This is a genomic window from Methylobacterium sp. C33D (genome assembly GCF_053345825.1).
Window position 1 is genome coordinate 82,945 of the sequence record NZ_JBKFAV010000005.1, and the last position, 25,575, is coordinate 108,519.

The following is a 25,575-nucleotide window of genomic DNA, read 5'->3' on the forward strand; positions in this document are numbered from 1 at the left end:
ACGAGCCGGCCGGGCAGCGCCTGCCCGCCGAGCAGGCAGACCGCCTCCTGGGTCTGAGACGCCGCGACGCGGATCTGCGAGGCGAGAGGCAGCAGACCCGGCGCGGGACGGGCGGCGAGGGGCGGCGAGGGGCTCCTTCGCCGCGCCCGGCCTCCGCTCGAGAGCCCTGTCGAGCAGTCCCGCCGAGGTCCCCAGCCTCTGCCGGTCGGTCGGAACGAGCAGGTCGGCCAACGCCACGGCGACGCGTCCGCGTCCGTCAGCGGCGCTTGCGCGTCATCACGTAGACCAGCAGGTTCGCCACCGCCCGGTAGAACTCCGCCGGGATCACCTGGTTGACCTCGACATGGTCGTACATCGCCCGGGTGAGCGCCTTGTCGACGACCACCTCGATCCGGTGCTTCTCGGCGATCTCGCGGATGCGCAGGGCGATCAGGTCCGCCCCCTTGGCCAGAACCATCGGGGCGTCGTTCTCGCTCTGGTCGTAGCGGAGCGCGATCGCGTAGTGCGTCGGGTTCGCCAGGATCATGGTGGCGCGGGGCACCGCCGCCATCATCTGCTTGCGCAGCCGGTCCTGCGCCAGCGAGCGCATCTTCGCCTTCACGAGCGGATCGCCCTCGAGCTGCTTGAACTCGTCCTTCACCTCCTGCCGCGACATCCGCAGATCGCGCTGCCAGCGCACGCGGGTCCAGACCAGGTCGCCGGCGACCAGCGCGATCGTCGCGACGCTCACGGCCGAGACGAGGCGCACCGACAGGGTCAGCAGGAATTCGGGCAACCCGACTGGATCCACGAACATGACATTGACGATCTCGTGGCGGTCCGCGTGCAGGACCATGTAGGACATGCCGCCGATCGCGAAGAACTTGAACAGATTTTTCCCGAACTCGATGAATCCCTGCAGACTGAAGAGCCGATTCCAGCCGGCGACGGGAGAGATGCGGGACCATTTCGGCTGGATTCGATCGGACACGACGCGCGGTGCATTCTGGAAGATCGAGGCGGCGATACCGGCCACGAGGAGGATGACCAGCGCCGGCAGCAAGAACCGTCCCATCTCCAGGGCGAGGGCGTGGACGAGGCGCATCGCGTCGCGGCTGGTCTCCACGCTGAAGTTGCGCGGCTGCTCCAGGATCGCGTCGCCGCCGGCTCCCTGGCCGCCCACGAGAGCCAGCCGCTCCTGATCGCCCGGATCAACGCGGATCTCCTGGCCGCCCCGCCCGAGATCTGGAACCGCCGGAACAATCTCCGGTCCGCGATCACCTTCGCCCTGATCGGCGGCGGTCCGGTCGTCCTGCGACGGCTGACGGCGCAGGACGGCCTCGTCGAGCCCGAAGCGACGCTCGCGCGCGGCGCGCTCGCCTATCTCGAGGGGCGGGAGGCCGAGGCGAAGCGCCTGCTCCAGGACGTCGACACGACGGGCCTGCCGCCGACGCTGGCGGGCGCGATCGGCCTGACGCAGGCCTCGCTCGCCGTGCCCGACCAGCCGGCCCGGGCGGTCGCCCTGCTCGACCGCGTCCGGGTGCTGCTGCCGGGAACCCTGACCGAGGAGGGCGCCCTGCGCCGCGAGATCTTCACCCTCGGTCAGATCGGCGAGCTGAAAGCGTTCGAGGCGCTGGCGATCCAGTACCTGCGCCGCTTCCCGCACTCGGTCTACGCGGGCAACTTCCGGCAGCGCCTGGCCTATCAGTTGACGCAGTTCGATGTCGGCCAGGACGCGGAGCGGTTCGCGACCCTGAACAGGATCCTGAACGAACTCCGTCCCGAGAGCCGACGCGACCTGTATCTCCTGGTCGCCGAGACGGCGATCCAGGCGGGCAAGACGGCCGGGGCGCTTCGCGCCAGCGAGAGGGCCCTCGCGCTCAGTCCGCCCGGGAGCGCGGAGGCGATCCGGGCCCAGCTCTACCGGGCGGCCGCCGAGATCGTGAGCCTGGGCACGTTCCAGTCCGGGTTGCGCGCGCTGAGATCCCTCGACAGGGCCAAGCTCGCGGCCGACGACCTGCTCCTCCTCGAGACGGCCCTGTCGACGGCCGAGGCGATCGGACGCGGGCTCGCCGGGCGGCCCGGCGCGCCGGAGCCCGACGGCGCCGCGAAGCCGGCGCAGGCCGCCCCGGGTCCCGCCGACGGGCCCGCGAACCTGATCCCGAAGGCGCAGGCCGCGATCGACCGGATCGATCTGATGCTCAGCAAGGCGACCCCGTGAACACGATCTCCGCCGCGCTCCCGAAACCCGCCTCCGCACCCGATCGGAAAGTCGCATCGTCCCCGCATCCGGCGGGCGACCTTCCGGCGCTGCCGGATGCGGGGGTGCGGAGCGCCTTCGACCTGGCTCTGTGCGCCGTCTCGGAGCGCGCAACCGCGCACCGATCCGACGCGGACGCGGGCGAGGCCGACGAACCGGACGACGCGACCGCGAAGGATCCGACGGACGAGGCCGGCGCATCGCCCGAAACGCCGCCGGCACCGGTCGATCCCCGCAACGCCGCCGCAGTGCTCGCCGAGATCCTGGGTGCCGCTTCCCGGCCGGCCGCGCCGAACACCCCCGCGGGACACGGGACCGAGGCCCCGGGACCGACCGCCGCCGCAGCCGCCCCGGTGGGCCCCGGCGCGGTCCCGGAGATCCCCCGCGCGGAGGACGGCGAGGCGGCCCGTCCGGACGCGTCGCCGCGCGCCGGGCCGGGGCCGGGCAGCCTCCCCCAGGGGGCCCTCCCGCCGGTCGCGGTGCTCGACCGGGCGGTTCACTTCAAGCCCGTCCTCCCCGATGCGGCCCGGCGCGCGCTCCCCGAACCGGCCACGTCCCCGTCGACGACCGACCCGAACGCGGCGGACGCGCGGCCTCACCCCGGATCGGCGGATCCGGTCGCCGAGCCCCGGACTGCCCGCATCGCGCCGGCCGCCGAGGTCGCCGCCAAGCTCGCTGCCGCGGCGCCGAGGGCGGCGATCGCCGGCGCGACCGATCCCGAGCCCCGATCCGGCGAGGCGACGGCCCGCGAAGCTGCGTCGGGGATCGATGGGCCGGGGGAGCTCGCGGCGCGCGAGGACAACCGGTCCCGCTCCGGAATCGCCGGGGTCCAACCCGCCTCCAGCGGCCGCCAGGAGCCGCCGAGCGGCCCGAACCAGGACGCGGCCGGCGGATCCGGGTCCGGTCCGGGCCAGGCCAGGCCAGGCCGCCGCCGCCCTGCCGGCGATCGCGGCGGCCATCAAGGAGGAGATCGAGCGCGCGGCCGCGGCCGGACCGGAGGGTCGCGTCAGCACCGACCCGGCGATCCCCCCGGCTCCGGACGGGCCGCTGCGGGTGCTCAAGATCCAGCTTCGGCCGGACAATCTCGGGATCGTCACGGTGGAGTTGCGGCTCACCGACGGTCATCTCGAGACCCATCTGCGCGCCTCGCGCCCCGAGACGGCGGCGATGCTGCAGCGGGATTCGGCGATCCTCACCGAATTGATGAAGCAGGCCCATTACCGGCCCGAGATCACCGTCGGGCCCGTTCGCCCGACCGAAGCCGGGTCTTCCGCGGGCGGGTCACCGTCACAGGGCCAATCCGCCAACACCGACGGGGGGGGCCGGCCGGGTCCCGGCGGGGAGGGGCAGCGGCGGTCAGAGCAGCAGCGCGCGGAGCAGCGGCCGGCGATCGGCAGACGCGACGGGGAGCGGATGGATGAGACGGTACGTCCTCGCGACGGCGGCGTTTATCTGTAGCGCCGCGCCGGTCGCCGGGACCGTGTGCGAGGCCGAGATGGGCCGTGCCTCGGCCCGCTACGGCGTGCCCCTCGGCGTGCTCTACGCGGTGGGCCTCACGGAGACGGGCAAGCGCGGCTCGCTCCAGCCCTACGCCTGAACATCGAAGGGACGGCCTATTTCGCGACCGGGCCCCAGGACGTGCTGGCCCACTTCACCGCGGCGCGCCGCCGGGGCGCGCGCCTGATCGATCTCGGCTGCATGCAGATCAACCATCACTATCACGGCGGCAAATTCGCCTCGGTCGAGGCCATGATCGACCCGCGCGCGAACGTGGACTACGCGACGCAATTCCTCCGCGATCTGAAGCAGCGGGAGGGCAGCTGGACGATGGCCGTGGCGCGCTATCACGCCGGCCCGCACAACGACGCGGCGCAGAAGATCTACATCTGCCGGGTCGTGGCCAACATGGTCGCGACGGGCTTCGGCCAGTGGACGCCGGCCGCGGCGCGTTTCTGCCGGTGATGGTTCTCCCGGTGAGCGTCCCGGCCGGCCGGGACGGCGGCCCGCGGCCCGGGGCGGGCCAGGGAACCAACGGGAGGACCGGGGTCTTTCGGCAGAGGCCCCGTCACCGGCCCGGAGGAGCCGCATGACCGACGCCCCAGACCCGCCGGAGGGACCGTCCGGGAAAACGGCGCTGCTGGTCGTCCTCACCCTCACGGCCGTCGTCGCCGCCGCCTACGTCCTGATCCACATGGACTAGATCGCCCGGAGGCGGGCACTACAGAGTGCGGCAGTTCCCGTAGCTGACCTTGATGTCGCCGCGCTCCTCGGGGTTGAGCTGCGCCTCGACGAAGTTCATCTTGTTGAGGTCGATCAGCAGGAAGTAGACGCCGTTCTGACACTTGATCGCGTTGCGCGGCGTGCGCTCGTTCAGCCGGGGCGAGGCCGTCTGGCACTCGTAGTAGTCGGAGCGTCCGGCCGAGATCACGGTCAGCAGACCGCCGCTGGAGACCAGCGAGAAGGTCCGGGCCTTGTGGGGCTGCGGCTTCGCCCCGTCGGCGGCGACATCGAGGCCGGTCGACGCCTCCACCGTACAGGTCATCGGACGGCGCAGCTGGGAGACCGCGGGCGTGATGCTCAGCAGGAGGAGCGCACCAGCGAGTGCTACCCGTTTGGCGATCATCGGCGGAGGATCCGTGATTCGTGGGTAGTTTCTACCCAGAAGCTAGGCCGTTATCCATCGTTGTAAACGCCGTCTGGTCGGATCGATGGGCCGATCAACAGATTTGCCGCACGCTCCATTGCATCGCCCGAAGGATTGCGGGCGCGCCGGCCCTTCCGTCGAGGCCCGGCCGCGACGCCGGCGCGGCGCGGCGCGCTCTACTCCTCCACGGCATCCGGATTGTCGTTGGCGGCCGTGTCGGCGTCGCGCCGCGCCGCGATCTCCGTGCCGATCTCCATGAGCAGCAACCGGGACAGGAGCTGCATCGTCGCCGTGCCGTGCGCGGCCACGAGTTGATGGGCCAGGATGGTCGTCTCCACCATGCGGTCAAAACCGTCGTCGTCGGGCATGGCGGCGCAGTAACCTGGTTGAATGCCGAGCATACAACTTAAAGGTAAGGATCCGGTTCGACCGCCCGCGCAGAAACAGGATTTCCCATGATCCCGACCGTCCAGGCCGACGCGCTGCTGGGGAGATTGGCCGAGGCCCTGGGCAGCCCGGTCGAGATCTTCTTCGCCGAGTTCGGGCCCGCGGGGAGAGGCGCGTCTCCGGATCGCGACGCGCTGCCGACGCTGGAGCTGTTCCGCCTCTGGGAAACGCTGCGGGAGCCGGTGAGCTGGCAGCGGGTGCTGGCCGCCGCCCGGCAGGAGGCCCGGCAGGAGGCCCGGCGGGAGGCCCGGCAGGAGGCCCGAACCCCGCGGACGATCCGCGCGGAGGATGCGGCGGCCGGCTGACCGGGGCTCGCCGTGCCGATTCCGGCGCGCGGCGAGCGGATCGCCGCGCGCTCCGGTCGAATCGGGCCGTCCCGATCAGGGGCTCGCGGCAGGCGGCGCCGGTACGGCCGCGAAGGTCAGGGCCGTCGCGGGCAGGGCCGGCGTGGCCAGCCTGTCCTGCGGGGTCGGCCTCTCCTGCTTCTCCAGCTTGGCCGTGCGCCTGTCGCGCTTCTCGTAGAAGGCGTTGCCGCCGGCGACGGCGACGTAGTGCATGTTCGTGTAGGGGAAGTGGTGGCCCGCGGTGTGGAAGTACATCGCCTTCCCGACCTTCGGGTGCCGCTCGCCGGCCAGGACGGCATCGGCGGCGTCGGCGACCTTCTGCAGGTCCTTCTCCTGCATCGGCTTGGTGAGGACGCCGGGCGCGAACTGGCCCGGCTGCCCGACCACCGCGCAGATGCCGCCCGGGAAGATCGCGTTCTCGAGCCGGTTCATCACGACCGTGCCGACGGCGACCAGCCCGTCGCTGTCGCTCCGATTCGACTCGAAGTACATGGCGCGGCCGAGACAATCGCGCTCGGCGTCGCTGACGACCATCGGCGGCTTGCGGTCGGGGATCGATCCCGTCGTGAGCACCGGCGACGCGGTGTTGCAGGCCCCCAGGCCGCCCGCCGCCGCCAGAACGATCAGTGCAGGACCGACCTTCGTCCTCTCGCTACCCCGCATGCATCGGCGCTCCGTGCTCCTCCAGCCTGACCAGCCGGGCGGTGTTCCGCTCCGACCGGGAAGGCCAAGCTTGACGGCACGTTCGCGGCGAGGATGTGGCGAGGGCGTCCCGTTTCGGGACCGGCCCCGAACCGGAGCCTCAGTGCTGGCCCTGGCCGGCGGCCAGGATGGTCACCCCCAGGGCGATCACCCCGATGCCCACCAGCATCGTCGGGTTGAGCGCCTCGCCGTACAGCCACGCGCCGCCGAGGGCCGCGCCGATCATGCCGATCCCCGACCAGATCGCGTAGACGACGCCGATCGGCAGCATGTCCATGCTGGTCGACATCAGCCACAGGGCGGTGCCGTATCCGAGGGCCACGATCACCGTCGGGCCCGGGCGCGTGAGGCCCTCGGCGGCCTTCAGCGCCAGGGTCGCGGTCACCTCCGCGCCGATGGCGAGCCCGAGGATCAGGTACGGATTCATGGCACGGCGGACTTTCGGGCTGCGCGGGCTGGGTGAAAGGGGCGGTCGCGGCGTGTAGAATCAGATTCGCGTCGGACGCCCGAGCGGACGGGGCGGCGCCGGGCCGGCCCGGATCCGCGTCAAAACGGCCGCGGGCCGTCGGCGGCCGCCGGACACAAGGCCACAGATCCATGAACATTTCCGAACCGGTCCCCCGCCGCGGCGCCGGCGACGGACCGGCCCCGCGCCCGGGCCGGTTGGGGCTTTCGTTAATGCCTCCTGATCATGGTGACGGCGCGCCGTCCCGTCCCGGGGCCGGCCGCGCGACAGCGACGATCCAGAGCGACACAGATCCAGCATGACCGCGTCCTTGGCGATCCCGGAGTCCCCGGCCCGCACACGCCGGGGCCGCCGCTGGGGCGCGATCGCCGCGGCGGGCGGCGCGGCCATCGCGGGCTGCGCCTGGACCGCCGCGGCGCTGATCAACGTCCCCGATCCCGTCACCCTGGCGGCGCTCGCGGTCATCGAGCCGTCGTCGGTGGGCACGTGGTTCCCGAGCCGGATCGTCCAGGCCCCGGCCCGGGCGAGCGACCTGCCGGCGCGGCCGCGCCCGATCCTCGACCGCGTCCCCTGGAAGGGGAAGACGGTCCCGCTGATGGCGGTGCTGGAGGCGACCCACACCAACGCGTTCCTGGTGGTGCAGGACGGCGTCCTGATCCACGAGTGGCAGCGCGCGGGCACCGGGCCGGAGACGCTGTTTCCCTCATGGTCGGTGGCGAAGTCCGTCGTCTCGCTGCTGGTCGGCGCCGCGGTGGCGCGGGGCCAGCTCGCCGAGACCGACCGGGTCTCCGCGCTCCTGCCCGAGCTGCGGAACGGCGCGGTCTTCGGCCAGATCACCGTGCGCAACCTCCTCGACATGGCGAGCGGGATCGCGGTGCCGGAGAACTACGATCCCCGGCACCCCCTGACCGGCACCGCCGGCATGTACCTGACGCGCGATCTCACGGCCTTCGTGCGCGACAACGCCCACCTGGCCTTCAAGCCCGGCACCAAGGGCCGCTACCGCAGCATCGACACCGAGCTGCTCGGCCTGATCCTCGCCCGGGTCGAGGGCAAGCCGCTCGCCGACATCCTGTCGGAGCGGATCTGGAAGCCGATGGGCGCCCAGGCCGACGCCACCTGGAACCTCGACCGGCCCGGCGGCATCGAGAAGGCGTTCTGCTGCATCAACGCGACGGCCCGCGACTTCGCCCGCCTCGGCCTGCTGGTGGCCGACCAGGGCCGGTCGGGCGACCACCGCATCATCCCGGGCCGCTGGATCGAGCGGATCATGACGCCGGCCCGGCGCGACGTCGACGGCTGGCAGTACTCGGCCCAGTGGTGGCACGCCCCGGGCGGCGAGGACGACGACATCTCGGCGATCGGCGTCTACGGCCAGTACATCTACGTGAACCGCGCGACCGGCACGGTGATCGTGAAGCTCAGCGACCACGGCGCCGAGCAGGACGAGGTCGACACGCTGGCGGTGATGCAGGCCATCGCGGCCGATCTCGCCGCGGGCCGCCCAGCCGCCCGCAAGGACCCGTGAGCGGGCGACCGCGCCCCTGAATTCCGATCGGTCGCGATCAGGCCGCGATCAGGCCTCGGACGGGCCGGCGCCCGGCACGGAGGGCTGCCGGGCGATCGGGCTCAGCGGCGCGAGGTCCCGCGCCCGCCAGTTGCGCAGCAGCCGCCATCCGACCCGCTTCCAGGCGATCGACGGCACCGGCGAGGCCGGATCCACGAGGGCGCTCAGAGCCCGCGTGTAGTCGAGCACCAGGCCCGGGGTCCAGGTCATGGACCGCGCCCCGTTGCGCAGGAAGGCCGCCGCCCAGAATTCCGGCGTGGTCAGCGCCGCCGCGAGCTGCCGCCAGGGATGGCCGCCGCGGCTGAACGCGCCCTCCACGGCGATGTCCAGCGCCCGCGCAACCGTGGTGGAGCAGTTGCGGCTGATGAAGTTGTAGGTGGTGTCGCGGCTGTACTGAGCCCAGAACGCCCGCAGCCGGGCGGCGTCGATGCCGTTCAGCGTCACCGCCACCGTCGCCGGGCACCAATCCGCCACCTCCGCGGCGTGCGAGGGCAGGAAGCGCCCGGGCACGTCGTTCTCCGGGCCCGCGCGCAGGCTCGAGCGCAGATTGGCGGGGGAGCGGTCGATCTCCACCGCGGGATAGTGGCTGACGTAGAGGTCGTCGCCCTGCTGCAGGGCCGCGTGGCCGGTGGAGAACCGCCCGGCCTTGTCGACGGAGGCGACGTAGCGCCGGATCAGCCGCTGGCCGGCCGGGGTGGTGGCCTGCCCGGTGGGCGTCCAGACATAGACCGTCAGGCTGCCGGGCTCGCTCGCGCCGGCACCGGAGGCAACCGGCTCGGCGGTGCCCAGGCGCCGGGTGCGCAGCCCGACCAGCGCGAGGTTGGCGCCGTTCAGGATCAGGAACATGCCGATGCAGTAGCCGACCGTGCCGGCGTACCAAGTCGGCCAGGGCTGGAGATGGAACAGGCCGAAGGCGATGCTGAGGCCGCCCAGCGCGAGCGACATCCGCCAGCCGGAGAACTTCAGCAGGCCGGCGATCGTGATCCGGACGAAGCCGTCGACCACGAAGGCGACGCCGAAGATCATGGCGAGCAGGAAGGTGCTGTGCTTCGTGGCCATCATGATCAGCACGGCCATGACCGACAGCAGCGCGCCCTTGGCGAAGCGCAGGCGGCGGGCGGTGCCGACCGCCGACACCCCGACGACGAGGGAGCTCACGCCCTCGGCCAGGAGGATCAGGCCGAACCACCGGTCCGGGACATGGAGCGCGCCGTCGAGGGAATCGATCGCCACCAAGATGCCGAGGGACGACCACAGCAGGCCGGTGGCGACGATGAGATGCCAGTGGCGGCGGACCGCGGCCCGGCCGACGAGCAGCATCCAGAGCGGCGGCATCCGGCCGCCGACCGCGTCCGCGGCGCCCGGGCCGGGCGCTTCGAGCGCGGAGAGCGCGCGCGGGATTGAGGTCGCACAGGGTCCGGACATAGGGGTCGCCCTCGATAGCGCGCGTCGTCGAGCCTCTCGCACGGATGCCGCCGTGCCGTCACGGCCGGAAGGAGGCGCCCGACAAGCGAGCGTTTCGCGAGGCGCCCGGGGCGCAAGATCCACGCCTTGCCTGAGAACTTTGTTAATCGCGGCCGGGTCCGGGCGCCAGCGCCCGCGGATAACCGCGCCCGCGATCCCGCCGCGCGCACCCCCACCGGGGTTCGGCGGGGGCGCGGGTCACGGCCCGATCAACCCGTAACGGGTCGGCATCCGTGATCGGTCCCTGTCTCCGCCACTGATTCGCGCGCCTGCAGCCTGTCATCGCGCGGCGGTTCGAAGTCATCGCCGACAGGCTGTCGGACCGGATGCCGAAACTGCGCATTGTTTGCGACGCTTCGCGAGCACAGCAACCTCATGTTGCTTCGCAAGAACAGAAAATGCTCAAAGAACATCCTAAGATAAACCGTATACAAAATAGACAGTTTTTGTATAGTTACGCGCCAATCTTGGCAGACTCGAAGCAATTCGGCGCATGCTTGGGCGGTAAAAGCTGATCAATGCGTCAGATTTATCGATGCGCCGGTTTTCAAGCTTCGAATCTCTGTACTGGGGGATTCATGAACACCATCGATTTGAACGAAAAGACCTCGGATTCGAACACAGACCTGATCAAGTGCACGGCATCACTGGTCGCGGCCTACGTGTCTCGGAATGCGGTGGGCGTGGGAGACCTGCCGGTTCTGATCGACCAAGTGCACACGGCCATATCGGTGCTGCAGGGCGGCGGTTCGGGCTCCGGCCCCGGCTGGACCGGGCCGACAGCGGCGCAGATCGAGGCCTCGATCCAGCAGGACGGCCTGATCAGCTTCATCGACGGCCGGTCCTACAAGACCCTCAAGCGTCACCTGACGGCGCACGGCCTCACGCCGGAGCGCTACCGGGCGAAGTACGGCCTGCCGGCCGACTACCCGATGGTGGCCCCGGGCTACGCCGCCAAGCGCTCGGAGATCGCCAAGGCGATCCAGCTCGGCCACAAGGCGGCCTGAGGGCCCGTCCCGCACCGGCCTGGATCGGCGGCCCCGTCCGGGCCGCCGCGGGACACGGGCGGGGACACGCCTGACGGCGGACCGACCGGTCCGACCGTCCCGGTCTCCGCGCTGGGATCGGGGGCCCTGGGGGGCCAGCGCGGAGACCGTCCATGATGGACCGGCGCGGCAGGGCGGGTCGAATCCCGCGAGCGTCCGCCCGGGGCGCGGGCCGCTCAGGCCCGGGCGACCGCCAGGATCCCGTCGTCGATGGGGACGAAGCGGACGCCCGCCCGGCGCAGCGCCTCGACCGCGTGCAGGCGGGACCGGCTTCCCCGATGCTCGCTGTCCTCTTCCAGACGCCGCACCGTGGAATGCGACAGGCCGCTCGCCTGAGCGAGTTCCATCATCGACCAGTCGAGGAGAGCCCGCGCGGCCCGCAGGTGGTGACCGCTCACGGCATGCTCCAGCCCCTCGTGCAGGCCGACCGGGTGCGGGGCGTGGTTGCGGACGGGGTATTTGAGCCCGCAGCGGCCCAGATAGGTCCCGTCCGGGTCCCAGACCGGCATCGTGAGGATCCGGAAGTGCCAGCGCTCGCCGTTGGCGAGACACTCGTGGGCGTCCCCCTGGAAGAACGCCCGCCGCTCGATCTGCTCCAGGGCCGCCGCCCGGAAGCCCGCGCGCTCCTCGGGGACGATCAGGAGATACGGGTCGGCGCAGATCTCCTCCAGCGGGAGCCCGTGGACCTGGGCGACGGCGAACGGGATGTCCCGGACGCGGTCGAGCCCCATCGAGAAGGTCGCGATATGCTCCGTCAGGTAGAGCGCGCTCTGCCGGCGGCGCTCCTCCTGCCGCAGACGCGCCAGCTGCTCGCGGTCGCTCACGTCGAGCGCCGTGCCGTTGAGGGCGACGGGCCGCCCCTCCGCCGAGACGCGCACCTCCATCGTCAGCGAGAGGGTGCGCACCGTGCCGTTCGGCCGGATCACCCGGACGATGACCTCGCGGGGGACATGCCCCTGCCGGATATCGGCCAGCGCCGGCATCAGATGCCGGTCCTCCGGATGGACCAGGCTCAGCAACAGGTCGTAGCGCGCCTTCGCGGCGTTCGGAACGAGCCCGAGCAGCCGGTAGAACCCGGGCGACCAGACCTGCTCCTCGCCCGCGAAGATCCAGCTCCAGGCACCGCTCATGCCCCGACTTTCCGTCAGAGTCAGGAACTCTCCCGACGAGAAAGTCAGAGCGCTTAAAGCTGTATGGAACATCTTAGCACCGATCGAACTCTATCACCGCTCCCGCCCCGTGGCCACGAGAATTTTTCCAGCATAAAAATTCAGAATTCAGCCGATCATCTTTCCAGTCCGGCGCAGATCCGTCCGTCAGTCCGACCGCAGCCGGACAAAAGCCACCGAAAACAGCCTGCAGCGACGCGATGTGCTCCCTGCTACACGAGTCCACGTCTGCCGCGCCGCGAATGGAGGGTCCTGAGATCCTCGACCGTATCTGGCCCCTCCGCGCGTTCGGCACGCACCGCCGTGACTGCAACGCGACCGGCCCGCGACGTTCGCGCGGACTGTCGGAAGGCCGTTCTGGTCTTACGGTGTTTCAGAATCGTGATTTTCGGTTCTCGCTTTAAATCGATCGGCAGAATAACGGCCCTCGAGCGAAACGCGCGCATCAATCCGGCCGAAAAATCTATATGTTGCTGTCTTATTTTATCGATAATAGTTCGTAATATATTTCATTGTCTGATCTAAAGACATATATATCTGAATGATTACAGCACAATGGATGCGGATACGGGTCGGAATGTCGCGCGAAACCTGAGATCGCCGAGCCCCGGAAGCCCGGCGCGCGACGGGGCAGCGCGCGCGGCCGGATCGGCCCGGCAGACCGGGACGGGTGGGCGATGGACAGGGTGGGCGATGGACAGGGCGGGTGATTGACAGGGCGGGTCGAACAATGCGGGGAGACGGGGTCGCGCACCGGGAGGAACCGCATGAGGGTCGCCTGCATCGGCGAGTGCATGGTCGAACTGTCCGAACGCCCGGACGGGAATCTGGTCCGGGGCTTCGGCGGCGACACGCTGAACACCGCGCTCTACCTCGCGCGCCTCGGCGTCGCGGTGGACTACGTGACGGCCCTCGGCGACGACATCTGGAGCGACGAGATGGCGGCGGCCTGGGGCCGCGAGGGCATCGGCCTCGACCGGGTGCGCCGCCTGCAGGGCCGGATGCCGGGCCTCTACATCATCCGCACGGACGCCGACGGCGAGCGCAGCTTCCACTACTGGCGCGACCGGGCCGCGGCCCGGGACCTCTTCACAGAGCCGGGCGCCGCCGAGACGGAGGCGGAGCTGGAGCGCTACGACCTCGTCTACCTGTCCGGCATCAGCCTCTCGCTCTACGGCGAGACCGGGCGCGCCGCCCTGTTCGAGACCCTGTCGCGCCTGCGGGAGCGGGGCGGCCAGGTCGCCTTCGACACCAATTACCGTCCCCGCGGCTGGCCCGACCGGGACGAGGCCTGGGCGGCCTTCCGCGCGGCCCTCGCCCTGGCCGACGTGATCTTCGCCTCGGCCGAGGATCTGGACTGGCTCTTCGGCCCGGCGGGCGAGGACGAGGTGCTGCGCCACCGCGGCCGGGCCGAGATCGTGCTCAAGGCCTCGGGCGGATCCGGCCCCGTCGCCCGGGTGCTGCACGGCCCGTCCGACACCGCGGTGCCGGCCGGGCGCGCCGCGCGGGTCGTCGACACGACGGCGGCGGGCGACAGTTTCGCGGCGGGCTACCTCGCGGCGCGCATCGCCGGTCTGGCGCCGGAAGCCGCCGCCGCCGAGGCGCACCGCCTGGCCGGGGCGGTGATCGGGCATCGCGGCGCCGTGATTCCCCGGGACGCGATGCCGGTCCCCGCCGCCCGGCCGCCCGCCCCGGACGCCTGAGGGCCGCCCGAGGGAGACCGGGCCGCCCTTGAGGCGGACAAGCGCAACCGCTACCTCTCTGCCAGTGGGGGACGGCCCCCGCAGCGTCATCGCCGCGCGCGGTGCGGCCGAGAGGGCACCCGTGGCGCCGATTCCCCCGCCGATCCAGGTTCCCGAGCCCGACGCCGCCGCGGCGGGCGGCACCCCGAAGACGCGGGTCAGCGCGCGCGGCCGGCTGCGCACCTATTTCCTCACCGGCATCATCGTCGCCGGTCCCCTGGCCATCACCGCCTACATCACGTGGTGGTTCATCGCGCTGATCGATTCGTTCGTGAAGCCGCTGGTGCCGGCGAGCTACCTGCCGGACCATTACCTGCCGTTCTCGATCCCGGGCCTCGGCCTCGTGATCGCGTTCCTGGCGGTGACCCTGCTGGGCTTCCTCACGGCCAACCTCGTCGGACGCTCGGTCATCGAGTTCGGCGAGGTCCTGCTGGCGCGGACCCCCGTGATCTCCGGCCTCTACAAGGGCCTGCGGCAGATCTTCGAGACGCTGTTCTCGGCCAACGGCACCTCGTTCCGCACGGTGGGACTCGTGGAGTTCCCCGTGAAGGGCACGTGGTCGGTGGTGTTCCTGTCCGCCCCGGCGGCCCACGAGGTCGAGGGGGCGCTGCGGGCGCGGGGGGCATCGGCGGACGACCTCGTGGGCGTCTTCCTGCCCTGCGCGCCCAACCCGACCACGGGCTTCTTCTTCTACCTGCCGCGCGCGGAGGTGGTGGAACTCGCGATCAGCGTCGACGACGCCGCCAAGCTGGTGATGTCGGCCGGGGTGATCCAGCCGGAAGACCCGCAGGGCCGCCTCAACGCCATGGCGGCCACCCTGCGGACGGCCCAGCAGGCCGGCGGCCGGAGCGAAGCGAACCCGTGTCACGCCACGGCTCAGGACGTCCCGCTGCGCTGGGTCGCTTCGCTGTGCCCGGGATGACGGCAGCGTCGACCGGAACCGTCGAAGCGGGGACGACCTCCGGTCCGCTCAAGGGGCCTTGCCGAGGCGCCGGCGCGCGATCCCGGCCTCCTTCGCGCCGATCTCACCGTCCCTCGGGTCGAGGGAGGCAGCGGGATCGGCGGCGATCGTCCACGAGAAAGGCCGCCCCGCAGGCGCGGGACGGCCTCTGACAGTCAGGCTGCTGTTCGGCTCAGCGCTGCAGCGAGGCGGTCTGCGGCGCGATGGTCGGCGGCGTCGCCTGCGCGACCGTCACGGCACTGCGGGGCGCCGTCGGGCCCCAGCCGGACGCGCATTGCAGGGTCAGGGCCAATCCCAGCGCGATGCAGAGCCCGTTGGCGGCCAGCCAGAAGGGCCGGGATGCCCGGCGCACGGCGGCCTGCAGCTCGTCCGCGGTCTTGCCCGCCGCCTCGGCGGCGCGATCCGAGATCGGCAGGAGCCAGGGCTCGGTCGGCAGGGCGTGGGCACCGGCCATCTCGTGGGAGCCCGGCAGGCCTTGGAACAGTCCGTTCGACATGTCCGTCCTCCAGATTCGTCCGTGATGTCCCGGCTTACCGGGCCATTCGTTCATCTGCAGTTAAGGGAAGAATACGGCTGATGCAAGGTCACGGAGCCTGTCCGGACCCTGCCGGACCGCCCGCCCGGCGCCGCCAAGCTTCCGCACAATCCCGCCAAGCCCCTCGAAACAATCATCTTTTCAGGGCGCCTGTGACATTGCCGCATCGGACGACCGATCCGGTCGCGCGGCGACGATTCCCGATCCGGCCGTTCAGGCAGGCCGGACTTTCCTGAACGAGAGCGTTCAGGAAACCGTTCAGGAAACCGCTCATCCGGCCCCGATCAGCCGGATCGCGGCCTCCCGCTCGAACAGGTAGAGCAGCACCCGCAGCGCCTGTCCCCGCGGGCTCCTGAGGCCGGGATCGCGCTCCACGATCATCCGCGCGTCGTCGCGGGCGGCCTCGAGCAGGGCGGCGTCGCTCTCCAGCCGCGCCAGCCGGAACGCCGCCATGCCGGATTGCCGGGTGCCGAGCACCTCGCCCTCGCCGCGCAGCTTCAGGTCGGCCTCGGCGATGCGGAAGCCGTCCTCGCTCGCGCGCATCATCTCCAGCCGGGCCCGGGACACCTGCCCGAGCGGGCCCCGGTACAGCAGGAGGCACGAGGAGGCCTTCGAGCCGCGCCCGACCCGGCCGCGGAGCTGGTGCAGCTGCGCCAGCCCGAACCGCTCCGCGTGCTCGATCACCATGATGGTCGCCTCGGGCACGTCGACGCCGACTTCCACCACCGTGGTCGAGACCAGGAGCTTGGTCTCGCCCGCGGCGAACCGCGCCATGGCGGCGTCCTTCTCGGGTCCCGGCATCTTGCCGTGGATCAGCCCGACCGCGTCGCCGAAGTGCTTCCGCAGGTCGTCGAAGCGCTCGGCCGCGGCGGCGAGGTCGACGAACTCCGATTCCTCCACCAGGGGGCAGATCCAGTAGACCCGCTCGCCCCCGGCGATCGCCCGGGCGAGGCCGGCCACGACCTCGTCGATCCGCTCGGTCGGCAGCGTGATCGTGCGGATCGGCTGCCGGCCGGCGGGCTTCTCGTCGAGGATCGAGACGTCCATGTCGCCGAAGAAGGTCAGCGCCAGGGTGCGGGGGATCGGCGTCGCGGTCATGACCAGGAAGTCCACCGCCTCGCCCTTGGCGCCGAGCGCGAGCCGCTGGTGGACGCCGAACCGGTGCTGCTCGTCCACCACCGCGAGGCCGAGATCGCGGAACGTCACCGCCTCCTGGAACAGCGCGTGGGTGCCGACCAGGATGTCGATCTCGCCCGCGGCGAGGTCGGCGAGCGTCGCCTTGCGCTCCGCGGCCCGGTCGCGGCCGGTCATCAGGCGCAGGCGCAGGGGGCCGGCCAGCGGCCTCAGCCGCTCGAAATGCTGCCGCGCCAGGATCTCGGTGGGCGCCATCAGGGCGGCCTGACGCCCGGCCTCGACCGCCGAGGCCATGGCGAGCAGGGCCACCGCGGTCTTGCCCGAGCCGACATCGCCCTGGAGCAGGCGCAGCATCCGCCGGGGCGCCGCGAGGTCGGCGCGGATCTCCGCCACCGCCCGGCCCTGCGCGCCGGTCAGCGCGAAGGGGAGGGCGGCCTCGAGGCGGCCGCTGAGGGCCCCGTCCCCGGCATTGACCCGGCCGGCCTTGCGCCGCTGGCGGGCGCGCAGGAGCGCCAGCGCCAGCTGCGAGGCGAGGAGCTCGTCGTAGGCCAGCCGCTTCCGGGACGGCGTCGCGGGCGGCGGCTGGAGCGGATCCTCGGCCTTCGGCGGCGGCGCCTCGGGGCGGTGCTCGAGGCGGAGCGCGTCCGCGAAGGGCGGCAGGCGGTTCCGCTCCAGCCAGGCCGGGTCCTGCCATTCCGGCAGGACCGGCAGCCGGTCGAGGGCCGCGACCGCGAGCTTGTTGATCGCCCGGGAGGTCAGCCCCTCGGTCGCGCCGTAGACCGGCTCGACGGCGGGCAGCTCGGCCAAGCCCGCCTCGTCCACGATCCGGGACGGGTGGACCATCTGGCGGGTGCCGTCCCAGAGGTCGATCCGGCCGGTGATGTAGCGGTGCGCCCCGAGCGGCAGCATCTTCTCCACCCGGGCGCGGGGCATGCCGAAGAACACCAGTGCGATGTCGCCGGAGGCATCCTCCACCAGCACCCGGTGCGGGCGCCGGCCGGGCCCGGCCTGGGCGGGGCGGTGCGCCACCACGGTCACGCCGATCGTCACCGGCTCGCCGGTGGGGGCCTCGCTGATCGAGCCCATGAGCTTCCGCGCGACGCCGCCCTGGGGCAGGTGGAACAGCAGGTCCACGACCCGGGCCTCGCGCTCGGGGGTGCCGAGCAGCTTCTCGATGAGCGGCGCCATCTTCGGGCCGATCCCCGGCAGGGCGCGGGCCGGCGCGAAGAGCGGGTCGAGGATGCTCGGCCGCAGGGCGGGTGCCGCGGGCGCACGGCCAGCCCCCTCCTCCGGCGCCTCGTCGGCTGCGGAGTCCTTCAAGGCCGGGTCCTGAGGCGCGCGTGCATCTGTCATGGCGGTTCGGCGGACATGGTGCCGGAGGCGCCTTATCATCCGGTGCATCCCGGCGCGCCAGTGCGGCAGGATGGAGACCGGATCCCCATGGCCAGTGACTTCGCCAGTGACTTCGCCAGCGACTTCCTGCCGGGCTTCGCGCGACACCGGATCGAGACGGCCCCCGGCGTCACGATCCACGCCCGCTCGGCCGGCTCCGGGCCGCCGGTCCTGCTGCTGCACGGCCACCCGCAGACCCTGTCGACTTGGCTCCACGTCGCCCCGCGGCTGGCGGAGCGCCACACCGTCGTGGCCATGGACCTGCGCGGCTACGGCGATTCGTCGAAACCTCCGGGCGGCGCGCGCCATGAGAACTACGCCAAGCGCGCCATGGCGGCCGACGCGGTGGCGGTGATGCGGGCGCTGGGCCATGAGCGCTTCGCCGTCGTCGGCCACGACCGGGGCGGGCGCGTCGCCCATCGCCTCGCCCTGGATCACGCCCGAGCCGTGGAGCGGATCGCCCTGTTCGACATCGCGCCGACCGCGACGATGTACGCGCGCACCGACAAGGATTTCGCCACCCGCTATTTCTGGTGGTTCTTCTTCATCCAGCCCCATCCGCTGCCGGAGACTCTGATCGGGGCCGATCCGGAATTCTTCCTGCGCCACCACGTCGAGGGCCAGTCCAAGACCCCCGGCTCGACGCCGCCAAAACTCTTCGCCGAGTACCTGCGCTGCTATTCCGACCCGGCCTGCCGCCACGCGATCTGCGAGGATTACCGGGCCGCCGCCGGGATCGACCTGGAGCACGACGCGGCCGATGCCGAGGCCCGGATCACCGCGCCGCTGCTGGCGCTCTGGGGCGCGAAGGGCGTGGTCGGCCGGACCTACGACGTGCTGGAGACGTGGCGCGAGAAGGCGACCGACGTCTCGGGCCGGGCGCTGGATTGCGGCCACACCCTCCAGGAGGAGCGGCCGGACGCGGTTCTCGCGGAGCTGGCGGCGTTCCTGGATTGACGGGCTGCGGCTCCGTGGCCCCGCGTCGCTGGTCTTGGCAGATCCGTTGAAAAGCGCAGATACGGGACGTGCCGGGCTCGCGACCAGCGTCCCCGGTTGATGAATGCGACACCTCCGCCTCGTGAGCGGAGCGAAGCGACCCGGGGCACCACGCGTCCTGACGTCCCGCTGCCCCGGGTCGCTTCGCTCCGCTCGCGATGACGGGGCCGCACATCGACCGGAACCCTGGGAAGCCCGACGCCACACTGTCCCGAGTGGGACGCGTCGATCGTGCAGGACACCATGCCGGAGGACACTAACACCGTCTTCGACGTCGCCGTGGTCGGGGCCGGGGCCGCGGGGCTCGCCGCCGCGCTGGCGGTCGCCCGCGAGGGGATCCGCACGGCGCTGGTCGGCCGCCACGCCCCGGTGGCGGACGGGCGGACCGTCGCGCTCCTCGACGGGTCGGTGCGCTTCCTGGACGCGCTCGGCGCCTGGGAGGCGGTGGCGCCGCACGCGAGCCCGCTCGGCACGCTGCAGATCGTCGACGATACCGGCAGCCTGTTCCGGCCGCCGCCGGCGCAGTTCCGCGCCGCCGAGATCGGCCTCGACGCCTTCGGCTGGAACGTCGAGAGCGCCCGCCTGGTCGAGAGCCTGCGCGCCCGCGCCCGGGCGCAGGACAACCTCACCCTGGTCGAGGCGGACGCCGCCGGTACCGTGGCCGGCGAGACGGCCGCGCGCGTCGCGCTGGCGGACGGGACCAGCGTCGAGGCCCGGCTCGTGGTGGGGGCCGACGGGGGCCGCTCGCCGCTGCGGGCCGCCAGCGGCGTCCGCGTGCGCGACTGGACCTACCCGCAGAGCGCCATCACCACGATCCTGGCCCACGCGCGCCCGCACCGCGACGTCTCCACAGAGTTCCACACCCGGTCGGGGCCGTTCACCCTGGTGCCGCTGCCGGGCGGTCACCGCTCGAGCCTCGTCTGGGTGACCGGGGAGGGGGCGGCCCGGCGGCTCGCCGCCCTCGACGACGCGGCGCTGGGCCAGGCGGTGGAGCGGCAGGCCCGGGCGATGCTCGGCGCCATGCGGGTCGACGGCCCGCGGGGCCTCGTGCCGATGCGCGGCCTCGCGGTGGCGACCCCGGTCGCCCCGCGGCTCGCGCTGATCGGGGAGGCGGCCCACGTCTTCCCGCCGATCGGCGCGCAGGGGCTCAATCTCGGCCTGCGCGACGCCGCGACCCTGCGCGACACGGTGCTGGCCGCCGCCCGCGACCGCCGCGATCCCGGCTCCCGCGCCGTGCTCGACGGCTACGCGCGGGCACGCCGCGTCGACACGGCCGCGCGCACCGCCGCGGTCGATCTCCTCAACCGCAGCCTGCTCAGCGACCTCCTGCCGGTGGACGCGCTGCGCGGTCTCGGCCTGCTGGCGATGACGCAGCTCGGGCCGCTGCGGCGCCTGGTGATGCGGGAGGGCGTGCTGCCCCGGATCGGCGCGCCGGAACTGATGCGCGCGGCGCGGTAGGACCGCGGCCCGATCGTCTCGCGACAGACGCGCGCCCTCTCCCGTGCGGGAGCGGGGACCCGCGCCTCGTCCGGGACGGGATCGGCTGTCGACCCCGTCCCGGGCCACGGCCCTCCGGTCCCGAAGTTCCGGAGCGCGAGCGGAGGCCCTGCGGGCGCCTTCGAGGCGCGGCGACGCGGATCACCTCCGCATGACGCGGTGCAATTGAACGGCCATTGCCCCGAGCAGCCTCCGTCCCGGCGCGAGCGCCCGGACGCCGCGCCCTCAGCGCGCGCTGAGGACAGACCTCAGAGATCCGGCTGAGCGGCCACGTAGGCGCCGAGCCGGGTCGCGAGATCGACCGGGCCGCCGGCGCGGGCCTCGCCCGAATCACCGATGAGAATCACCGGGATACCGCGCTCGCGCAGCTGGCCGCGGAGGCGGGCGGCGCGGCGGGCGTAGGTGGGGTCCCGGCGGGTGGGTGCCTGGAGCAGCACGGCGGCGGGGCGGGCGATCACGGTCAGCACGTCGTCCGCCGCCTCCATCGAGGCGGTCACGCTCGCGTATCCGAGGCTGGCCAGCTCGCCCGAGAGGGACCGGTCCACGGCGCGGACGCCGTCGTCGACCACGAGCACTTGTTGCAGCGCACCCATAAGCTTGAGCGGTACTCCATCCGGGACGGCTTGGAAAGATAGCCGTCACGACAATCCGATGCAGAACCCGCGAACAGGCGGATCGGATCCGTCGGTTCGTGTGCAGATGCGAGATTATCCGCGCCGCCTGAGTGCCGGATGAACCGACGACCGTCCGCCGTTCAGGCGGACGGGACGGTCGCGGCGATCGCCGTCACCGTCCCGTCCGCGCGGAGCGGCCGGAAGCCCGTGCTCCGCCACGCCCGGGGATCCGGCGCCGGGGTCTCGCCGCGGGCGATCGGGGCCGCCGCGCAGGCCGTTCCCCGGCAGGCGAGGTCGCCGTCGGCGCCGGCGGCGAGATCCAGGAGGTCGCGGGGCAGGAAGGCCTGCCCGGGCTCGGCCAGGGTCGCGGCGAGGTCGTCCGGGCCGGGGCGGGTCAGCACCAGCGCCTCGCCCAAGACCAGCGAATCGATGCGCTGCGGGCCCGCGGGCCCGGCGCCCGGCGGGATCAGCCGGGCGGGCGCGCGGTGGACCACGTCGAGGACCCGGACGGTCCAGGGCAGGGGCAGGGCGGCGAGGGCCGATTCGACCCGCGCCGGGACCACCAGCCGGGTCGGCACCGGCCGCAGCAGGGCGGCGCGGAACCCGGCCTCGTCGAAGGGCAGCACGGTCTCCAGGCCGGCGCCGGCCGCCAGGGCGGTGCCCAGGCCGGTCACGAGGCCGCGCAGGTCGTGTCCGGGCAGGAGCGTCAGGACCCGCTCGTCCGCGGTCAGGGGCAGCGCGTCGAGATGGGCGGCCACCGCTGCCGCCAGGGCCGCGGCGGTGCGGTAGACCGGGCGGCCGGGATCGCCGCCCGCGAAGGTGACGAGGCCGCGGCTCGGCGCCGGATCGACCACGCCCCGCTCCAGGGCCATCGCGTCGAGGCTGATCACGCCGTCCGGCACGCTCGGGCCGAAGGCCGCGAGGTAGCGCAGGCCGAAATGGCGCATGGCCGCGCGGGTGAGGTCCTCGGCGGGCCGGCGCGCGCCGCGGCGGCCCTCCGTCAGCACGGCCACGAGACCCGCCGCCTCGATGCCGGCGGAGAGCTCCGCCTCGTCCCAGAGGGCGGGCATCGCGCAGGGCAGGTGGCCGGCCGCCTCGACGGCGAGGTGGGCGAGGGCCGATTCGGCACCGCCCGAATACCACAGCCCGATCCGGCTGCCGGCCGGGAGCCGCCACGCGGCGATCCCGCGGGCGAGCCGCCCGACGATCTCGGCGGCGGCCGCGTAGGTCCAGGTGATGGACGGGCGCCCGCACCACGCGACCCGGTCCCCCGAATCACGCAGGAGGGTGCGCTGCGGGCCCGACAGGGCGGCGGCGAACAGGCGGGTCGCGAGACCGTCGGACAGGGCGCCGGACACGCCTCCGAACGGCGCGTCGGCCCGGCCTTCGGGCGCGTCCCCGGATCGCGCGGACGCGTCCGGTGCGGCGTCGGCCGCCCACTCCGCCACCGCCAACGCGCTCAAACCCGCCGCCCCCGCCGATCCTGCAGAACTCCTATCATCTCGGCCCGGCAGGGTTAACCGACCGCTAAGAGGGCCGCGCCGCCGGGCACCGCCGGACGCCGCCGGAGGCCGGCCGGCGGTGCCCGGCGGCGCGGCGCGATCACGCGCTCGTGCCTCGCGGCCGCGCAACGTCGCGCTTGCGGCCGGGCGGATGGGAGCCTATCGGGGGCCGGGCGCGGCCAGGACGGTTCCGACAGCCTCCCCGGCCGCGGTGTCATGCCTTCGCCTCATTCCAGGGGAAAGGCAGGCCGCCCGGTCGCCGGGGAGAGGGATGCGCGCAGACGGCGCCCGTCCCGCCCGATGGCCGGACCGATTCATCCGGAGTTCCGGGCGGCGCGCCAACGCGGCGGGCAGCCGGACGCTCCGGCGGACCTGCCGCCAGGCCGGCTCCGCATCCTGCCAGCCACACCACGTCTCTTCCAAGGGGTCAGAGCCGATGTCCTTCACCCGCACCGCGACGCTCGCCCGCGCCGCCCTCCTCGGCCTCGCGGGCCTCGGCCTCGCGGCCGCGCCGGCCCTTGCGCAGCCGAAGAAGCCCGCCCCGGCCGCCCCGGCGCCGACCGCCCCGGGCACCCCGGCGGCCAACACCCCGGCCGCCCAGACGGGCCCGCAGATCGTCGCGGTGAAGTCCGAGCCGAGCCAGGCCGACTGGACCAAGGTCTGCGGCAAGGACCAGGGTTCGGGCACCGACATCTGCTACACGACCCGCGACTTCGTGTCCGACCAGGGCCAGCCGGTGCTGGCCGTGGCGGTCTACGAGATGAAGAACCCCGCCCAGAAGCAGGAGGTGCGCGTGGTGCGCTACCTGCTGCCGCTCGGCCTGCTGCTGCAGCCGGGCATCCGCTTCAGCGTCGACGGCCAGGCGGCGACCGCCGGCCGCTTCGCGGTCTGCTTCCCGAACGGCTGCTTCGCGGAGGCCGGCGGCGTCGATGCCGGCGTGATCGCCGCGATGAAGAAGGGCACGACCCTGAACGTCTCGGTCCAGAACCAGACCCAGCGCGAGGTCACCTTCGCGGTGCCGCTGGCCGGCTTCGGCAAGGCCTTCGACGGCCCGGCCATCGACCCGAAGGTCCTCGAGGAGCAGCAGAAGAAGCTCCAGGCCGAGCTGGAGAAGCGCTCCGAGGACATGCGCAAGAAGCTCGAGCAGCAGGGTGGCGCCGCCGGCGCGGCTCCGGCCGCCGGCGCCGCGGCCCCGGCCGCCAAGTAAGCGGATCGCGCGACCGTTCGATATCGGCCCGCCGCCTGCGCGGCGGGCCCAATGAGGGCCGGGCCGCATGGTCCGGCCCTTCGCGTTTCGGAGATCCGGACCGGGTGCGGCGCCCGATCGCGCGGCGACGGAGTTCACGACTCAGCCAGAGCCGGGACGATCGCGGACTCGCGCCGGAGCACCGGCCGCCGGCCTCGAGCTCGGCGGCCCTGTCGCTGGCGCGGGCCGGATCTGGCGGCGCACGCGCGCGACGATACCGGCCGTCACGGGCGGCTATCGCGGCGGGATTGCCAGGATCATGCCGAGATCTTGCGAGGATCTTGACGACCCCGCCCCGCTCAGTTCGTGGCGCGGTCGCGCATCCGGTACGCGCCGGCGGCGTCGCGCTCGAACATCTCGGCGATGCCGGCGTGACGCAGGGCCTCGCCCGACGTGTCGGGCAGGAGGTTCTGCTCCGACACGTAGGCCACGTACTCGGTCTCGGCGTTCTCGGCGAGCAGGTGGTAGAACGGCTGGTCCTTGCGCGGCCGGACCTCCTCGGGGATCGACAGCCACCATTCCTCGGTGTTGTCGAACACCGGGTCGACGTCGAACACGACGCCCCGGAACGGGTAGATCCGGTGGCGCACCACGGCGCCGATCGCGAATTTCGCGGTTCTCAGTGTCACGTCCGACATGGTTCAACCCGTCCAGATCGGACAGATAGGTCCGATGACGGATCGTGTCACCCGGTCGCCGCGGAAGTCGGCGTTTCCGCGACTCGGGCCAGGCGGTCCCGGACGGCGATCGCCTCCGGCAGCGGCCGCCACAGGACGGTCATCTCGGCGATGCGCCCGGCCGCGTCGAGGCGCCAGTAATCCATCCCGTCGAGCCGGTGCGGGCCGGCCGTCGCGCCGAAGAAGGCGGCGACGTGCGCGGGGCCTTCCAGGATCTCGCGGATCTCGAAGGCGTCGACCGCCGCCAGCAGGGCGTCGACCACCGGCCGGATCGCCGCCTTCCCGCGCAGGGGCTCGGCGGCGAGCGGCGTGTTGAGCACCACCGCCTCGGTCATCTGCGCCAGCATGGCGTCCCGGTCCTTCGCCGCCAGGGCGGCCGCGAAGGCGCGAACGTGGGTGAGGTCCATCGGAGGTCTCCTAGGGGATCCGGATGCCGAGCTCGGCCGCGATCGCCCGGGCGGTGGCCTCGCGCCGGGCCGTGATGTCGGCCGCCGCCGCCCGCACCCGCGCCACGGTGTCGGGAGAGGCCGTGCGGGGCGTGCCGCTGTCGAAGGGGGGCTCGGGGGCGTACTGGATCCCGAGCTGGATGGTCCGGGCGGCCTCCTCGCCGCGCAGCGCCGCGGCGAGCTGCAGCGCCCCGTCGATGCCCGCGGTGACGCCGGCCGCGAACACCCAGGTGCGCCCGTCCGCGTCACGGTCGATCACCACGCGCGCGTCCACCGGCTCGGCGCCGAAGAACGGGAGGAGGTGGACGGCGTTCCAGTAGGTCGTGGCCCGCCGCCCGACCAGCAGGCCGGCCGCGCCGAGGATCAGGGCCCCGGTGCAGACCGAGAAGACGTGGCCGGCCCCGGCCGCCTGGTCGCGGATCCAGCCGAGCACGGTCGGGTCCCGCATCAGGGCCTCCTGGCCCGTGCCGCCCGGGACGTGCAGCACGTCGAGCCGCGGGGCCTCCGCGAGCGTGGCATCCGGCAGCATCCGGAGGCCGCGGACGTCGCGGACGGGTTCCGGGCCGGGCGCGTAGACCCGGTAGGTGCTGTTGGGCACCCGGGACAGGACCTCGAACGGGCCGGTGAGGTCGATCTGGTCCAGCCCCTCGAACAGGAGCGAGCCGATCTGCAGGTGGGTGTCGGGCGGGATCATGCCGGGCCTCCGTGGTGGACAGGGCGATCCTAGCGCGTCAGGATCTGGCTG

The 25,575-nt window shown here is 72.7% G+C and carries 24 protein-coding genes and 1 pseudogene; 11 read left to right on the forward strand and 14 right to left on the reverse strand.

Translation table 11 applies throughout. The features are described from left to right. Positions 1-256 precede the first annotated feature (256 nt). Positions 257-1,084: an EscU/YscU/HrcU family type III secretion system export apparatus switch protein gene (locus ACLBXO_RS05015; protein WP_331313717.1), complete on the reverse strand. Its 828-nt coding sequence runs from the start codon at positions 1,082-1,084 to the stop codon at positions 257-259. On the opposite strand from ACLBXO_RS05015, the gene ACLBXO_RS05020 reads away from it, so the two are divergent. The 3 genes and pseudogenes from ACLBXO_RS05020 to ACLBXO_RS05030 all read left to right on the forward strand — a co-directional run bounded on the left by ACLBXO_RS05020 (position 1,070) and on the right by ACLBXO_RS05030 (position 4,201). Next, entirely contained in the window at positions 1,070-2,200 is a 1,131-nt protein-coding gene (locus ACLBXO_RS05020) for a chemotaxis protein (protein WP_331313716.1), read from the forward strand. The genes ACLBXO_RS05015 and ACLBXO_RS05020 overlap by 15 nt on opposite strands. 1,092 nt (positions 2,201-3,292) lie before the next feature. Beyond that, the gene (gene fliK, locus ACLBXO_RS05025; RefSeq protein WP_331313715.1) at positions 3,293-3,697 is read left to right on the forward strand and encodes a flagellar hook-length control protein FliK; all 405 of its coding nucleotides are present in this window, start codon (positions 3,293-3,295) and stop codon (positions 3,695-3,697) included. Continuing rightward, positions 3,657-4,201: pseudogene (locus ACLBXO_RS05030) on the forward strand (transglycosylase SLT domain-containing protein). Before fliK ends, ACLBXO_RS05030 begins: the two are co-directional and overlap by 41 nt. Positions 4,202-4,457: 256 nt before the next feature. Here the strand turns inward: ACLBXO_RS05030 and ACLBXO_RS05035 are convergent. Both ACLBXO_RS05035 and ACLBXO_RS05040 read right to left on the reverse strand, forming a co-directional pair. Then, on the reverse strand, positions 4,458-4,862 hold the full coding sequence (locus ACLBXO_RS05035) for a hypothetical protein (RefSeq protein ID WP_331313714.1): 405 nt from the start codon (positions 4,860-4,862) through the stop codon (positions 4,458-4,460). Between the two features lie 197 nt (positions 4,863-5,059). Continuing rightward, positions 5,060-5,251 carry a hypothetical protein gene (locus ACLBXO_RS05040; RefSeq protein WP_331313713.1) on the reverse strand — a complete coding sequence of 64 codons (192 nt, stop codon included), beginning with the start codon at positions 5,249-5,251 and terminating at the stop codon, positions 5,060-5,062. An 87-nt stretch (positions 5,252-5,338) separates the two neighbouring features. Here ACLBXO_RS05040 and ACLBXO_RS05045 point away from each other — a divergent pair, with 87 nt between their 5' ends. Continuing rightward, on the forward strand, positions 5,339-5,635 hold the full coding sequence (locus ACLBXO_RS05045; RefSeq protein ID WP_331313712.1) for a hypothetical protein: 297 nt from the start codon (positions 5,339-5,341) through the stop codon (positions 5,633-5,635). A 75-nt stretch (positions 5,636-5,710) separates the two neighbouring features. Here the strand turns inward: ACLBXO_RS05045 and ACLBXO_RS05050 are convergent, their stop codons facing one another. Together ACLBXO_RS05050 and ACLBXO_RS05055 are read right to left on the reverse strand one after the other, a co-directional pair. Further along, complete coding sequence (locus ACLBXO_RS05050; protein WP_331313711.1) at positions 5,711-6,337, reverse strand: cell wall hydrolase; 627 nt, start codon at positions 6,335-6,337, stop codon at positions 5,711-5,713. Positions 6,338-6,476: 139 nt separating this feature from the next. After that, positions 6,477-6,803: a DMT family transporter gene (locus tag ACLBXO_RS05055; RefSeq protein ID WP_331313710.1), complete on the reverse strand. Its 327-nt coding sequence runs from the start codon at positions 6,801-6,803 to the stop codon at positions 6,477-6,479. A 337-nt stretch (positions 6,804-7,140) separates the two neighbouring features. Between ACLBXO_RS05055 and ACLBXO_RS05060 the strand changes: the two genes are divergently transcribed. After that, entirely contained in the window at positions 7,141-8,370 is a 1,230-nt protein-coding gene (locus tag ACLBXO_RS05060; protein WP_447684664.1) for a serine hydrolase domain-containing protein, read from the forward strand. A 48-nt stretch (positions 8,371-8,418) separates the two neighbouring features. Here ACLBXO_RS05060 and ACLBXO_RS05065 read toward each other — a convergent pair whose 3' ends face one another. Further along, a complete protein-coding gene (locus ACLBXO_RS05065; RefSeq protein WP_331313857.1) occupies positions 8,419-9,834 on the reverse strand; it encodes a DUF4105 domain-containing protein in 1,416 nt (471 codons plus the stop codon). A gap of 617 nt (positions 9,835-10,451) precedes the next feature. Between ACLBXO_RS05065 and ACLBXO_RS05070 the strand changes: the two genes are divergently transcribed. Next, positions 10,452-10,880 (forward strand): MucR family transcriptional regulator, encoded by a 429-nt coding sequence (locus ACLBXO_RS05070; RefSeq protein ID WP_447684665.1) that lies wholly within the window; start codon positions 10,452-10,454, stop codon positions 10,878-10,880. Between the two features lie 215 nt (positions 10,881-11,095). Here the strand turns inward: ACLBXO_RS05070 and ACLBXO_RS05075 are convergent, their stop codons facing one another. Next, a complete protein-coding gene (locus ACLBXO_RS05075; RefSeq protein ID WP_331313856.1) occupies positions 11,096-12,049 on the reverse strand; it encodes a PAS domain-containing protein in 954 nt (317 codons plus the stop codon). An 806-nt stretch (positions 12,050-12,855) separates the two neighbouring features. Between ACLBXO_RS05075 and ACLBXO_RS05080 the strand changes: the two genes are divergently transcribed. Then, positions 12,856-13,791 carry a sugar kinase gene (locus ACLBXO_RS05080; protein ID WP_331313855.1) on the forward strand — a complete coding sequence of 312 codons (936 nt, stop codon included), beginning with the start codon at positions 12,856-12,858 and terminating at the stop codon, positions 13,789-13,791. Positions 13,792-13,912: 121 nt separating this feature from the next. Then, positions 13,913-14,752: a DUF502 domain-containing protein gene (locus ACLBXO_RS05085; RefSeq protein WP_447684666.1), complete on the forward strand. Its 840-nt coding sequence runs from the start codon at positions 13,913-13,915 to the stop codon at positions 14,750-14,752. Positions 14,753-14,963: 211 nt separating this feature from the next. Here the strand turns inward: ACLBXO_RS05085 and ACLBXO_RS05090 are convergent, their stop codons facing one another. Beyond that, positions 14,964-15,287: a hypothetical protein gene (locus tag ACLBXO_RS05090; RefSeq protein WP_012318646.1), complete on the reverse strand. Its 324-nt coding sequence runs from the start codon at positions 15,285-15,287 to the stop codon at positions 14,964-14,966. A 309-nt stretch (positions 15,288-15,596) separates the two neighbouring features. After that, a complete protein-coding gene (gene recG / locus ACLBXO_RS05095; RefSeq protein WP_447684667.1) occupies positions 15,597-17,813 on the reverse strand; it encodes an ATP-dependent DNA helicase RecG in 2,217 nt (738 codons plus the stop codon). A gap of 87 nt (positions 17,814-17,900) precedes the next feature. On the opposite strand from recG, the gene ACLBXO_RS05100 reads away from it, so the two are divergent. Beyond that, entirely contained in the window at positions 17,901-18,809 is a 909-nt protein-coding gene (locus ACLBXO_RS05100; RefSeq protein WP_331313853.1) for an alpha/beta fold hydrolase, read from the forward strand. Positions 18,810-19,091: 282 nt separating this feature from the next. Then, positions 19,092-20,306: a UbiH/UbiF family hydroxylase gene (locus ACLBXO_RS05105; protein WP_447684668.1), complete on the forward strand. Its 1,215-nt coding sequence runs from the start codon at positions 19,092-19,094 to the stop codon at positions 20,304-20,306. A 287-nt stretch (positions 20,307-20,593) separates the two neighbouring features. Here ACLBXO_RS05105 and ACLBXO_RS05110 read toward each other — a convergent pair whose 3' ends face one another. Beyond that, positions 20,594-20,938, reverse strand: coding sequence for a hypothetical protein (locus ACLBXO_RS05110; protein ID WP_447684669.1), 345 nt, complete (start codon positions 20,936-20,938; stop codon positions 20,594-20,596). Between the two features lie 161 nt (positions 20,939-21,099). Continuing rightward, positions 21,100-22,422 carry an AMP-binding protein gene (locus ACLBXO_RS05115; protein WP_447684670.1) on the reverse strand — a complete coding sequence of 441 codons (1,323 nt, stop codon included), beginning with the start codon at positions 22,420-22,422 and terminating at the stop codon, positions 21,100-21,102. 475 nt (positions 22,423-22,897) lie between these two features. Between ACLBXO_RS05115 and ACLBXO_RS05120 the strand changes: the two genes are divergently transcribed. Next, the gene (locus ACLBXO_RS05120; protein WP_447684671.1) at positions 22,898-23,668 is read left to right on the forward strand and encodes an invasion associated locus B family protein; all 771 of its coding nucleotides are present in this window, start codon (positions 22,898-22,900) and stop codon (positions 23,666-23,668) included. A gap of 338 nt (positions 23,669-24,006) precedes the next feature. Here the strand turns inward: ACLBXO_RS05120 and hspQ are convergent, their stop codons facing one another. Genes hspQ through ACLBXO_RS05135 form a run of 3 tightly spaced genes read right to left on the reverse strand, consistent with a single transcriptional unit; the run spans position 24,007 to position 25,524 of the window. After that, positions 24,007-24,345, reverse strand: coding sequence for a heat shock protein HspQ (gene hspQ / locus ACLBXO_RS05125; protein WP_012318638.1), 339 nt, complete (start codon positions 24,343-24,345; stop codon positions 24,007-24,009). A 47-nt stretch (positions 24,346-24,392) separates the two neighbouring features. Continuing rightward, positions 24,393-24,791, reverse strand: coding sequence for a nuclear transport factor 2 family protein (locus tag ACLBXO_RS05130; protein ID WP_331313852.1), 399 nt, complete (start codon positions 24,789-24,791; stop codon positions 24,393-24,395). A gap of 10 nt (positions 24,792-24,801) precedes the next feature. Continuing rightward, positions 24,802-25,524, reverse strand: a complete 723-nt coding sequence (locus tag ACLBXO_RS05135) for a DJ-1/PfpI family protein (protein ID WP_331313851.1) — start codon at positions 25,522-25,524, stop codon at positions 24,802-24,804. Positions 25,525-25,575: the final 51 nt, after the last annotated feature.